The 12,743-nt window shown below is 69.9% G+C and carries 9 protein-coding genes; 4 read left to right on the top strand and 5 right to left on the bottom strand.

Features of this window, described 5'->3' with window-relative positions; genetic code table 11:
* The first annotated feature begins 153 nt into the window (after window positions 1–153).
* Window positions 154–1,236 carry an LLM class flavin-dependent oxidoreductase gene (locus tag ABD848_RS06585; RefSeq protein ID WP_344968432.1) on the top strand — a complete coding sequence of 361 codons (1,083 nt, stop codon included), beginning with the start codon at window positions 154–156 and terminating at the stop codon, window positions 1,234–1,236.
* 88 nt (window positions 1,237–1,324) lie between these two features.
* Window positions 1,325–2,935: a (2,3-dihydroxybenzoyl)adenylate synthase gene (locus tag ABD848_RS06580; protein WP_344968430.1), complete on the top strand. Its 1,611-nt coding sequence runs from the start codon at window positions 1,325–1,327 to the stop codon at window positions 2,933–2,935.
* On the opposite strand, the gene ABD848_RS06575 is transcribed toward ABD848_RS06580, so the two are convergent.
* The 5 genes from ABD848_RS06575 to ABD848_RS06555 all read right to left on the bottom strand — a co-directional run bounded on the left by ABD848_RS06575 (window position 2,911) and on the right by ABD848_RS06555 (window position 8,341).
* Window positions 2,911–3,672 (bottom strand): ABC transporter permease, encoded by a 762-nt coding sequence (locus ABD848_RS06575; protein ID WP_344968427.1) that lies wholly within the window; start codon window positions 3,670–3,672, stop codon window positions 2,911–2,913. The two genes, ABD848_RS06580 and ABD848_RS06575, sit on opposite strands and share 25 nt — an antisense overlap.
* A complete protein-coding gene (locus ABD848_RS06570) occupies window positions 3,672–4,454 on the bottom strand; it encodes an ABC transporter permease (protein ID WP_344968425.1) in 783 nt (260 codons plus the stop codon). Before ABD848_RS06570 ends, ABD848_RS06575 begins: the two co-directional genes overlap by 1 nt.
* On the bottom strand, window positions 4,451–5,443 hold the full coding sequence (locus tag ABD848_RS06565; protein WP_425567457.1) for an ATP-binding cassette domain-containing protein: 993 nt from the start codon (window positions 5,441–5,443) through the stop codon (window positions 4,451–4,453). Before ABD848_RS06565 ends, ABD848_RS06570 begins: the two co-directional genes overlap by 4 nt.
* A 56-nt stretch (window positions 5,444–5,499) precedes the next feature.
* Window positions 5,500–6,675: a cytochrome P450 gene (locus tag ABD848_RS06560; RefSeq protein ID WP_344968421.1), complete on the bottom strand. Its 1,176-nt coding sequence runs from the start codon at window positions 6,673–6,675 to the stop codon at window positions 5,500–5,502.
* Window positions 6,676–7,039: 364 nt separating this feature from the next.
* Complete coding sequence (locus ABD848_RS06555; RefSeq protein ID WP_344968419.1) at window positions 7,040–8,341, bottom strand: condensation domain-containing protein; 1,302 nt, start codon at window positions 8,339–8,341, stop codon at window positions 7,040–7,042.
* 455 nt (window positions 8,342–8,796) lie between these two features.
* Here ABD848_RS06555 and ABD848_RS06550 point away from each other — a divergent pair, with 455 nt between their 5' ends.
* The gene (locus ABD848_RS06550) at window positions 8,797–9,108 is read left to right on the top strand and encodes a hypothetical protein (protein WP_344968417.1); all 312 of its coding nucleotides are present in this window, start codon (window positions 8,797–8,799) and stop codon (window positions 9,106–9,108) included.
* A 43-nt stretch (window positions 9,109–9,151) separates the two neighbouring features.
* A complete protein-coding gene (locus ABD848_RS06545; RefSeq protein WP_344968414.1) occupies window positions 9,152–12,613 on the top strand; it encodes an amino acid adenylation domain-containing protein in 3,462 nt (1,153 codons plus the stop codon).
* The last annotated feature ends 130 nt before the right edge of the window (window positions 12,614–12,743 follow it).

Raw genomic sequence — 12,743 nt, 5'->3', positions numbered from 1 at the left:
TTCGGTGTTGATTTCGGGTTGACATCCCATCTCGGCGCTGTGACTGTATTCCCTGGCGTACGGAACGGTGCCGCGCCTGTCTTCCGCTGTCCCCGTTGCCGTGCCCGGCGACTCCGCGCCGCTGGATCTCCATAGCCGACAGGGGGCTGAACTGTGCCGTTGGCGCTGCATTGGTTCCTGCCGTCCCACGGTGACGGCCGTCATGTCGACGCACGCAAGTCAAACACCGCCGGCCCACGCCGCGCCCCCGACCTCAACTACCTCGCCCAGGTGGCACGCGCCGCCGACGGGGCCGGCTTCGCCGGGGTGCTGACCCCGGCGGGTCTGTTCTGCGAGGACCCCTGGCTGCTGGCGTCCGCGCTCGCGCGCGAGACCCGCCGGCTGCGCTTCATGGTCGCCTTCCGCCCCGGGCTGATGTCGCCGACCCTGGCGGCGCAGATGTCGGCGACCTGTCAGCGGATCTCCGACGGGCGGCTGCTGCTCAACGTCGTCACCGGCGGCGACCCTGAGGAGCAGCGGCGCTACGGCGACTGGCTGGACCACGACCAGCGCTACGCTCGCACCGACGAGTTCCTCGCCGTCATGCGCGGGGTGTGGTCGGGCGATGCCACCACCTTCGAGGGCGAGCATCTGCGGGTTGAGCGGGCACTGCTGACCCGTCCCCCCGAACCGCCGCCGCCGATCTTCCTCGGCGGTTCCTCGACGTCGGCGAAGGAGACCGCGGCCCGCCACGCCGACGTCTACCTGGCCTGGGGAGAGCCTCCCCCACAGCTCGCCGAACACGTGGAGAAGGCCCGGCAGATGGCTGCCGAACAGGGACGCACGCTGTCCTTCGGCACCCGGTTCCACGTGATCAGCCGCGACACCAGCGAGGAGGCGTGGGGCGAGGCCGAACGGCTCATCGAGGGGATGGACCCGGAGTTGATCGCCGCGACTCAGCGACGGCTCGGGCGCAGCGACTCCGAGGGACAGCGCCGGATGGCGGCGCTGCACGGGGGCAGCACCGACGGGCTTGAGGTCTACCCCAACGTCTGGGCCGGCTACGGCTTGGTCCGGCAAGGGGCGGGGACGGCGCTCGTGGGCAGCCACGAGGAGGTCGCCGACCGGTTGGCGGAGTACTACCGGCTCGGGATCGAGCACGTGATCCTTTCCGGCCAGCCTCACCTGGAGGAGGCCCACTGGATCGGGGAGGGTGTGCTTCCCCTGCTGCGGGAGCGCGGCCTGCTGGCCGAGTGACTCCTGCCGGCCCGTCCTGGCGCCCCATCTGTGGCGAGGACGGCACCGATCAGTGTCACTAGCGACAACTCATCCTGGAGGTAGCCGGATGCTCGACGGTTGTGTGCCATGGCCCAAGGAGTTCGCGGACCGCTACCGCGACGAGGGGTACTGGCAGGGCGTAGTGCTAGGTGACCTGCTGCGCACCACCTCGCGCGAGGACAGCGAGCGGGTGGCCGTCGTGGCGGGCGAGGAGCGGCTCAGCTACGGCACGCTCGACACCCGGGCCGACCGGCTCGCGGCTGGACTGCGCGGGTTGGGCGTGGGGCACCACGATCGGGTGATCGTGCAACTGCCCAACTCCGTGGAGTTCGTCGTGGTTCTGGTCGCGCTGTTCCGGGTGGGGGCGGTGCCGGTGCTGGCGCTGCCGGCGCACCGGCGTAGTGAGATCTGCTACCTGGCCCGGCACTGTGACGCGGTGGCCTACATCGTCCCCGACATCGTGGACTCCTTCGACTACCGGGAGCTGGCCGCCGAGGTGAGCGCCGAGGCGCCGACCCTGCGCCACGTCCTCGTCGCCGGGGACCCCGGCCCCTTCAAGGCGCTGGACGCGGTCGACGACGATCCCGGCGAAGCGGCGACGCCCGACCCGGGAGACGTCGCGTTCTTCCTGCTGTCGGGCGGAACCACCGGGGCGCCCAAACTGATCCCCCGCACCCATGACGACTACGCCTTCCAGATGCGGGCCACCGCGCGCGAGATGGGGCTGGACCGGGACGGGGTGTATCTGGCCGCGCTGCCCGCCGCCCACAACGCCGCACTGGGGTGCCCAGGCGTGCTCGGGACGCTGTGGCAGCAGGGCCGCGTGGTCCTGGGGCGCACGCCCAGTCCCGACGAGGTGTTCCCGCTGATCGAGCGGGAGGGGGTCACGCTGACCACGCTCATGCCGGCCTTCGTCGCGCTGTGGGTGGAACTGGCCGACCTCTACGAGCCCGACTTCAGTGGGCTCACCATCGAGGTGGGGGGCGCCAAGCTCGACCCCGAGGTGGCCCGGCAGGTCCGCCCGGTGCTGGGGGCGACACTGTCGCACTGGTTCGGGATGGCGGAGGGGCCGCTGTGCTTCACGCGCCGCGACGCCGACCCCGAGACGGTCGCCCTCACCCAGGGCTACCCGCTGTGCGAAGCCGACGAGCTGCGGGTCGTGGACGAGGACGGCGCCGACGTCGCGCCCGGTGCGGTGGGGGAGCTGCTGTACCGCGGCCCGACGACGCTACGCGGCTACTACCGCGCCGAGGAACACAACGCGCGCACCATGACCCCGGAGGGTTTCCTGCGCACCGGAGACCTGGTGCGCATTGACGACGAGGGCCGCCTCGTGGTGGAGGGACGCAGCAAGGACGTCGTCAACCGGGGCGGGGAGAAGGTTCCCGCCGAGGAGGTGGAGGAGAACCTGCGCGGCCACCCCGGTGTGCGCGACGCCGCGGTGCTGGCGATCCCCGACCGGGCCCTGGGAGAGAAGACGTGCGCGGTCATCGTCGCGGAGGGGGAGGCGCCGGCGCTGGCCGAACTGAAGGACTTCCTCAGCGGCCGGGGGATGGCCGAGTTCAAGCTCCCCGACCGGTTGGAGACCGTGCCGGCCCTCCCCTACACCTCGATCGGCAAGATCGACAAGCGGGCCCTGCGTGCCCAGCTCGATCAGGGGCGGGAGAGTTCGCGGTAGCGGCGGGCGACCAGTACGACCGAGAGGATGCCGACACCGGCCGTCCACGCCAGCGTCACCAGCAGCGGGACGGCCACCGGCCCGCCGTGGGAGAGCCCGATGAGCGCCTGGGTGGCGCTTGAGAGCGGGTTGGCCCAGACGAGGGGCTGGAGGAACCCGGGGAAGGTCTCCAGGGGAACGAACCCCGAGGACAGGATGAAGAGCAGGGTGGCGGGCGCGCTCAGCGCAGCCTGCACCGACTCCTCACTGCGCCCGAAGGTGCCCACGAGGATTCCCACCGCCGTGCTCAGGGTCCCGAAGAGGACGACGACGCCGAAGAACCCGACCGCGGCGAGGAGACCGGCGGAGAAGCGAAACCCCGGAATGAAGGCGACCGCTGTGGTCAGCGACGCCACGGCCAGGATGCGCAGCAGGTCGCCGAAGAGCCGGCCGCCGAACAGGGACGCGGGGGAGACCGGCATCGCCCTGACCCGGGTGAGGAGACCGCTATGCAGGTCGCGGTAGACCGCCGCGGCCGTGATCGCCGATCCGAACGCGGCGGTGGACAGCACCACCAGCGGCGCGATGCGGGCGACGTAGGGCTGACCGCTGACCTCGGCGACCAGCTCGCCCAGCACCGCCAACTGGGTGAACATCAAAACGAGGGGGAAGGCGAAGGCCGCGATGACGTGCTGGGGGTTGCGGGTGAAGAACCGCAGGGAACGCCCCGCGAGCAGCATGCTCTGGACCAGGACCATTACGTCGCCCTTCGTGAGTTGCGGACGGCGAGCAGCAGGAACACCACGGCGAGGACGACGATCCAGGCCAGCGCCAGCCACACCTGCGACAGTTCCGTGCCGCTCGTAGCCAGGGCGCGGAGCGCGTCGGCCACCGCCGATATCGGTGAGTAGGCCACCACGGGCTCCAGCCAGTCGGGAAAGGCCTCGCTGGGCACGAATGCCGTCGACATCGTGACCAGCAGTACGTAGGGCAGGGTCAGCGAGGAGGTGACCACCTCGGGGTCGGTGGAGGTGTAGCCGATGGCCGCGGTGCCGATCGAGAGCACGACGGCGAAGAGCACGGCGAGGACGACGAAGCCGACAGCGGGGAGGATGCCACGTTCGAATCCGAAGCCGAAGATGGCGGCGACCACGGCGACGGTCGTCACGGCGACGAGCGCGCGCAGCGCGTCCAGCGCCAGGCGCGCGACCAGCAGAGCATAGGCGGGGATGGGCAGGGACCGCAGTCGAGCCAGCATCCCGGTACGCCGGTCCGACGCCAGGAAAAAGGCGGTGGCCAGGGCCACCAGCATGGTCGACTGCACGATCACCCCGGGGGCGAGGAACTGGGCGTAGTCGATGCCGCTGCTGCGGAGCAGCCCTTGCAGGACGGCGTAGAACCCTAGGAAGAACAGGAGCGGGTAGACGATCATGGTGAAGGTCGACCGCGGCGAGGTCAGGGCCGGACGGAAGCCGCGTTCGACGAGGATGAGGGAGGTGTGCAGCACACCCGCCTTGGACGCGCTGGCCTGCGTGGTCACCGGCCGGCTCCTTCGTTCGCGGGGATCGTGCCGGCGGTCTCCGCGGTGTCCGCCTCGGCGGTGCCGCCGGTGAGGGTCAGGAAGACCTCGTCGAGGGTGGGGCGGCGCATCGCGACGTCCTCGGGATCGAGGCCGCCGGCGTCGATACGCTGCATGATCTCGGAGAGAGCGTGGGTGTCGTCGGCGTGCAGCAGCACGGTCCGCTCGTCGGAGCCGATCTCGGCACGGAACTCGCTCATGGTCTCGACGAGGGCGGTGGCCTCAGCCGCCGTTGCGGTACGGATCTCGCAGACGCGACCCCCCACCTTGTTCTTGAGTTCGGCGGCGGTTCCCTCGGCGACGACCCGCCCGGAGTCGATGACGGCGATCCGGTCGGCTAGCCGGTCGGCCTCTTCGAGGTACTGGGTGGTGAGCAGGATGGTGGTGCCTGCCGCGCGCACGTCGCGCACTACCTGCCAAAGCTCCTGACGGCTGCGCGGGTCGAGGCCGGTGGTGGGCTCGTCCAGGATGAGGACGGGCCGCTCGACCACCAGGCTGATCGCCAGGTCGAGGCGGCGCCGCATCCCGCCCGAGTAGCCCGAGACGGGCCGGTCGGCGACCTCTTCCAGAGCGAACCGGGTGAGTAGCTCGTCGGCCTTGGCGCCGGCCGCCGCGCGCCGCATGCGCAGCAGCCGGCCGAACAGCACCAGGTTCTCGCGCCCGGTCAGCGCGTCGTCAACAGCGGCGAACTGACCGGTCAGTGCGATCGAGTCGCGCACCCGGGCGGGGTGGGTGGCCACGTCGTGGCCCGCGACGGTGGCGCGGCCCGAGTCGGGCCGCAACAGAGTGGTCAGGCAGTTGATCAGCGTGGTCTTGCCGGCACCGTTGGGGCCGAGGACGCCGAAGACCGTCCCCTGCTCCACCGTCAGGGAGACGTCGTCGAGGGCGACGGTCTTGGCGAAGGTCTTTCTGAGGTGTTCGACTTCGATCGTGTCGGTTGGCACGGCGATGCTCCCTGGATGGGTGGGGGGCGGTGGCACGCGGGCGGACGGGCGACGGTGCCGGTTCAGGCCGAGGTGATGCCGGAGAACGACATGGGCATCTCCAGGGGCCCCCTGATGCTGACGTTGGGCTTGTACTTGAGCGCCTCGGGATCGTAGGCGGGGTCGACCAGTCGCTGGGTGAGGACCTCGACGGCGATGCGGGCCTCCAGCTTCGCCAGGTCGGCGCCCATGCAGAAGTGGGGGCCCGCGGCGAAGGCGAGGTGGTTGGTGGAGGCACGGGAGATGTCGAACCGGTCGGGGTCGGGGTGGGCATCGGGGTCGCGGTTGGCCGCGGCCAGCATCAAGAACAGCCCCGTTCCTGGCTGGATCTCCAAGTCGCCCAGCTCGATCGGCTCGGTCGCGGTGCGGCCGGTCATCTGGGCGGGGGCGTCGTAGCGCAGGGTCTCCTCGACCGCCGCCGCGGCCAGCTCGGGGTTCTCGCGCACGGCCGCGAGCTGGTCGGGGTGGTTCAGCAGCGCCAGCATGGTGTTGCCGATGAGGCCGACCGGGTTCTCGTGGGCGGCGACGATCAGCAGCACGAAGGTGTCGAGCAGTTCGGTCTCGGTGAGGTGGTCGCCCCCGTCGGTGACGTTGATCAAAGCGGTGATGAGATCGTCGCGGGGGTGGGCACGCCGGTCGGCGATCATCGGGGCGAAGTACTCGTTGAACTGTAGCCGCGCCTGCTCGACCTGGTTGTTGAAGATGGGGTTGGGGATGATCTGGGGGTCGATGGCCAGGGTGAGCAGCCGGGTCCAGTCGCGGAAGATCTCGTGGTCGCCGTCGGGGACACCGAACATGTCGCAGATGGTGCGCGCGGTGATGGTGTAGGCGTAGTCGGAGACCAGATCGAAGGAGCCGGTGGTGGCGGCCTTTTCCACCAGTTCGTGGGCGGTGGCACGGATTCGGGGGGCGCAGGCGTCGACGCGCTTGGGGGTGAACGCCTTGGCGGTCAGCCCGCGCAGCCGGGTGTGCTCGGGCGGGTCGAGGGAGAAGAAGGAGGGCGAGCCTTCGCGTTTGCTGCTGACGGTGCGGTTGCGCAGGATCGTCGAACAATCGGCGTGGCGCGCCAAGAGGACGACCGCGCCGTCGACAATGGGGCACGGCGACGCTTCGCGCAGGCGCTGGAGAACGGGGTAAGGGTTCGGCCGTGAGGAAGAGTCGAAAAGCCGTTGCAGATCAGCCTGGACTTCGGTTGACATGACGGTAACTCTTACGTCCAAGCGGTGCTCCGTCAAGAGTTTAGGAGGATCTGCCCCATGTATTCGACATGTGAGGGGGTGGCACGGAAGAGGAAACTCGGATTGTTCATCAGATGTTTTCCACCAAGCAGTACGCCCGCCTTAACTATCTTCCCCGGAAAGTAAATCTTGGGTCCTCGTGATCGCCTGTGTAACGACGACCACAGTTCCGTTTAAAGAGTTGGATCGTGGGGTTTTCGCAGCAGTGACACACGCCCGGGCAAGGATTCGAGTACGCCCCGGGAACCTCCCCTTCCCTCGGTCAGGGCGGGCAGGTGGTGGCAAGGCGGCCGGGAAGTCGGCCACACCGCGCGGGCGTCTCGGCTCACTGACCGACGCTGGCCAGCGGCGCCTCCGGGGTAGCGGCGAGCGCACCGGCCAGCGACACGTACTGCGCCACGAACTCCTCGGCCCACTGCGGGCTCACCCAGTCGCGGCGGTGGAACAGCACGGCCCGCAACCCCCGCCCTTGCGGAACCAGCGTGAGCTCGAAGGCGAATCGGCTGCCGATCTGCTCGGGGACCAAAAGCTCGAACTCGACGCCGGCGGCCGAGGCGCGGTGCCCGGGATCACTGACCATCTGGAAGACCACGTCGTCGGCGCGCGCCCGGCCGATGGAGATCGTGTTGGCCGGCAGTAGCTGGTAGGGCATCTCCTGGTAGGTGAAGGCGCCGATCACAGTGGCGTGGGTGGCGCGGAGCAGATCGAGAAAGCTCCCTCGAGTCGGGAGTTGGGTGCGCAGGACGACCATGTTGGCCAGGAACCCGACGGTGTCGTGCAGCTCGCGCCGGGGACGGTTGGCGAACAGCGAGGCCACCGCCATGTCGCTCTGGCCGGTGCGGCGCCGCAGCAGCTCGTAGTAGACGGCGAGCATGGCGGCGAACGGGGTGCTGCGCTTCGAGGAAGCCAGTGTGCGCAGGGCTTCGGCCACGTGTGCGGGCAGTGGATGCGCGGCGACCCCGGTGCCCATGCCGTTGGTGTCGGTGGCAGCGGTGGCGCCGCGGGGGATGGCGGGCAGTTCGGCCCCCTCCAGTCGCCGCTGCCAGTAGGCGCGATGGCGTTGCAACCCGTCGCCGTCGAGCAGTTCCTGCTGGGCCAGGGTGAACTCGGGGTACTGCACGCGCGGCGGCTCCGGGGGCGTTCCGTTGCCGGTGTGCGCCGCGTAGAGACGGCGCAGGTCGTTGAAGAGCACCCCGCAGGACCAAGCGTCGGAGACCAGGTGGTGGGCGGTGAGGCTGAAGACGTGGTCGCGGGGGCCGAGGCGCCACAACGTCGCCCGGGTGGGCCAGACCTGGGGGTCGACGCGGGTCGCGAGGTCCTCGGCGACGCTCTCCCACAACGCGGCCTCGGGATCAGGGCGCTGCGAGAGGTCGACCTCGCGCACCTGCAACTCGGAGTGAGGGTGGACGTGCTGGGTCAGTCGGCGTCCCCAGCCTGAAAAGGTCGTGCGCAGGGCATCATGGCGGGTCGACAGCTCCTGCACGGCGGTATGCAGGGAGTCGGGGGCGAGGGGGCCGCGGAGCCGACACAGCATGGGGCAGTTCAGCGCGCCGTAGTCCGGGCGGTAGTGGTCGATCATCCAGAGCAGCCGTTGTCCAGATGAGGCCGGGTATCTCTGCGCTCGCACCCCGGCATTCTAACCAGACCGGTCGAGACCGGATCGGTCATTCCAGCCGAGCGATGTGGGGACGATCGGTGATCGTTCGAGGTCCCTCGCTTTTTCGCCCTCTCGTCCGCCCCGCGGAAAGACTGAAAGTGGAGTTTTTGTTGCCCATTCGACGAACATCCGCCCCCTCTTGGAGCCTTGATTTCTCGTGCTAGAATCTCTTCACCAAAGAATAATACCGAGGGTGACTTCACCGCTACTCATGATGATTTTGGACTTCTTCCATTCATCTGACTCTCTCTTGCGACGCTCTCCCGCCATCGTCTATGATCCCGGTAAATTATGGACACCTTGGGGGAGTTTTGCCGGGGGGAAATCCATTAAAATTCGGGGCGGCATCCCCCGTTGGGCCAATCTTGACATGCAATTACAGCCCGCAGTCACTGTGCACAGCCACGCTCTATGAGCGGGCAAAAGTGCCCCAATGGAATGCTGAGAACGGTGTCGACTGGGGCACCGAGTTCCCTTTCGGTACGCCACTCGACGGCTTCTCGCTTGCCGTAGCCTCCGCCGATTCCCTACCGCCGGCCCGACGCGGCCAAGACGGGTGGGGCCGGTTGCGTTGCGAGCCGCGGTCGCGGCGGGTCAGCGGCTCCCCGCACGGCGAGCACGGGACGTCCATGGGAAACGGGCGCTGCGCTGCGAGCGTGCCCGGCCCGGACAGGGGACGCCTCGCCGCCGCCCCGGCGGTCGAGAAGGGCCGCCATATGACTGTCACCACGTACTGACCCCCCGCCTTTCGGCGGCCCCACGACCGCAAGGAGACGCCGAATGCAGGCCGGCACGCACGGTTCCGCGCTGACGCTGGAGGATATGAGAGCGGCCGTCGCGGCTGCCCTCGACGAGGACCCCGCTGCCATCGGTGACGACGACGACCTGCTGCGGCTGGGCCTGGACTCGATCGGTGTCATACGTCTGGCGAGCCGCTGGCGCCACGCCGGGCTTCCGGTCACCGCCGCGGGGTTGCTGGAGCGCCGGACGCTGGCCCAGTGGTGGGAGTTGGCCAACGGCGGCGAGACGAGCGCCGACACTGCCCCCGCCGCCGAGACCGAAACCGGCGCCGAACTGCCCGAGGTCGACGAGAGCGCCCCCTTCGAGCTGACCCCCATGCAGCACGCTTACTGGGTGGGGCGCACCGACGGGCAGGTCCTCGGCGGGGTCGGCGCGCACTTCTACAACGAGTTCGACGGCCACGGAGTCGACCCCGAGCGGCTGGAGCGTGCCGTGCGGGCGCTGATCGAACGCCACGGCATGCTGCGCGCCCGCTTCGACGCCGAGGGCCGCCAGCGGATCACCCCCCACGGCGCGTGGCCGGGGCTGCGCGTACACGACCTGCGCGATCTGGCGGAGCCAGAGCTGGGACAGCGACTGTCGTCGCTGCGCGAGTCACTGTCGCACCGCCGCCTCGACGTACACGAAGGCCACGTGTTCGACATCCAACTCTCCCTGCTGCCGCAGGGGGCGACGCGGGTCCACGTCGCCATCGAGATGCTGGTCTCCGACGCCCACAGCTTCCGTATCCTGCTGGCCGACCTCGCCCACCTGTACGGGAACCCCGACGAGCCGCTGCCGCCGCTGGAGGTGAGCTACCCGGCCTACCTCGCCGCCCGGCGCCAGGGCCGCGACACCGAACGCGAGCGGGCACGCGCCTACTGGCAGAGCCGCCTCGCCGAGCTTCCGGGCGCCCCCGAACTGCCGCTGGCGCTGGCCCCGGAGCAGGTGACGAGCCACCGGATGACCCGGCGCTTCACCTGGCTGGCCGCCGCCGAACGCGACCGGCTGGCCGCTATGGCCCGCGAGCACGGCGTCACGCCCTCCGTGGTGTTCCTGACCGCCTTCGCCGAGGTGCTGGCCGCGTGGAGCGCCCACCACCACTTCCTGCTCAACCTCCCCCTCTACGACCGGGAGCTGCTCCACCCCGACGTCTGGGGGCTCGTCGGCGACTTCACCAACCTGCTCCTGCTCCAGGTGAACGCCGAGGGCGAGCTGTCCTTCGCGCAGCGGGCGCGCCACGTGCAAGAACAGTTGCAGGCCGACGTCAGCCACGCCGCCTACTCGGGCGTGGAGGTGCTGCGCGACCTCAACCGCCTCACCCCCGAAGGGCCTGGCGGTCGCGGATTCGCACCCGTCGTCTTCACCAGTGCGCTGAGCCTGGGCGAGCTGTTTGGCCAGCAGGCGCGCGAGGCGTTCGGGGACCCCGGGTGGACGATGTCGCAGACCCCGCAGGTGTGGCTGGACCACCAGGTGACCGAACGCGAAGATGGGCTGTTCCTCAACTGGGACGCGGTCGAGGAGCTGTTCCCCGAGGGCGTGCTCGACGCCATGTTCGACGCCTATGTCGAACTGCTCAACGGCCTGCTGACGCCGGAAAGCTGGCAGCGGGCGCCAAAGCCGCAGCCGCAGGAGCAACTGGCCACGCGCGAGGCGTTGCGGGAAGCCGACCGACCGGTGAGCGGGGAGACACTCCACAGCCGCTTCTTCGCCCGGGCGGCCGAGGAACCGCAGCGGCCCGCCCTGCTGTGGGGCGACGGGGCCACGATGGGCTACGGCGCGCTGGCCGAGGCGGCGTTGCGGGTGGCGGGGGCGCTGCGCGAGCGCGGCGTGGGCCCGGGAGACCCGATCGGGGTGAGCCTGCCCAAGGGCCCCGAGCAAATCACCGCCGTCCTGGGCGTCCTGGCCGCCGGCGCGACCTATGTCCCCGTGGGCGTCGACCAACCGGCACAGCGGTTGGCACGCATCGTGGCGCGCGCGGGCGTGCGGACCGTACTCACCGACCCCCGATGGCGGGCCGGCACCGACTGGCCCGAGGGGGTCGAGACACTGTCGCCGGCCGACGCGGCGGCAGGAGAGCCGCTGTCGGCTCCGGTGGCCGTCTCCGATACCGACCTGGCCTACGTGATCTTCACGTCGGGCTCCACCGGCGAGCCCAAAGGCGTCGAGATGCCCCACCGCGGTGCGGTCAACACCATCGACGACATCAACGAACGCTTCGGGGTCGGCCCCGAGGACCGGTCGCTGGCCCTGTCGGCTCTGGACTTCGACCTGTCGGTCTACGACCTCTTCGGCCCCCTGTCAGCCGGCGGCGCCGTCGTCCTGATCGACGAGGACGACCGGCGCTCCCCGGAGCGTTGGGCGGAACTGGCGGGACGCCACGCGGTGACAGTGATCAACTGCGTGCCGACCCTGCTGGACCGGATGCTCGCCGCGACCACCGACGGGGAGTTCTGCCCCCGCCTGCGGCTCGTGCTGCTGGGCGGTGACTGGGTGGGGCTGGATCTGCCGGGGCGGCTGGCCCAGCGGCGACCGGGCTGTCGCTTCGTCGCCCTGGGCGGAACGACAGAGACCGCCATCCACTCGACGATCTGTGAGGTGGTGGGGGAGGTGCCGCGGCAGTGGCGCTCCATCCCCTACGGCCGCCCCCTGCGCAACCAACGCTTCCGCGTCGTCGACCCCCGCGGACGCGACTGCCCCGACTGGGTCCCCGGCGAACTCTGGATCGGCGGCACCGGCGTCGCCACCGGCTACCGCAACGACCCCACCCTCACCGCCGAACGCTTCGTCCACCACAACAACCACCGCTGGTACCGCACCGGCGACCTCGGCCGCTACTGGCCCGACGGCACCCTCGAATTCCTCGGCCGCGCCGACCACCAAGTCAAAATCCGCGGCCACCGCATCGAACCCGGCGAAATCGAAACCGCCCTCAAAGACCACCCCGACATCACCGACGCCGCCGTCATCGCCACCGGCACCCCCACCCCCCACCTCCACGCCGCCATCGTCACCACCACCCCACCCCCCACCGACACCCTGCGCGACTTCCTCCTCACCCGCCTGCCCGCAGCCATGCTGCCCGAACACATCACCCCCCTCGACACCCTCCCCCTCTCCCCCAACGGCAAAATCGACCGCACCACCCTCACCCACACCCTCACCCACCACACCCCCACCACCACCCACGAACCCCCCCACGGCGACCTCGAACACCACATCGCCACCATCTGGACCGACCTCCTCAACACCCCCACCATCAGCCGCCACGACAGCTTCTTCACCCTCGGCGGCGACAGCCTCCTCGCAACCCAAATGGCGGAACGGATACGCCGCCGGTTCGGGGTGGAGCTGTCGCTGCGCCAGATCTTCACCGAACCCGACATCGCTGGCGTAGCGGCGCTGGTGGCCCAGCAGCGCGACGAGACGGGCGGCGACACGATCGAGGAGGGGGTGCTGTGACGACTCCTTCCCGGCCGGCGACCAACCCGACCAGACAGACCCCAACGCGGCGGGGCGCGCCGCGCCTTGCCACACCCGCGCCACTGCGCGGGAATTCAGTTCCTTCCCGGCCCACCGGTCGGGACATCCT

The sequence above is a fragment of the Salinactinospora qingdaonensis genome (assembly GCF_039539445.1).
Classification (GTDB): domain Bacteria; phylum Actinomycetota; class Actinomycetes; order Streptosporangiales; family Streptosporangiaceae; genus Salinactinospora; species Salinactinospora qingdaonensis.
The sequence above is the reverse complement of the archived record's forward strand: the minus strand, read 5'-3'. Positions and strand labels throughout refer to the sequence as shown.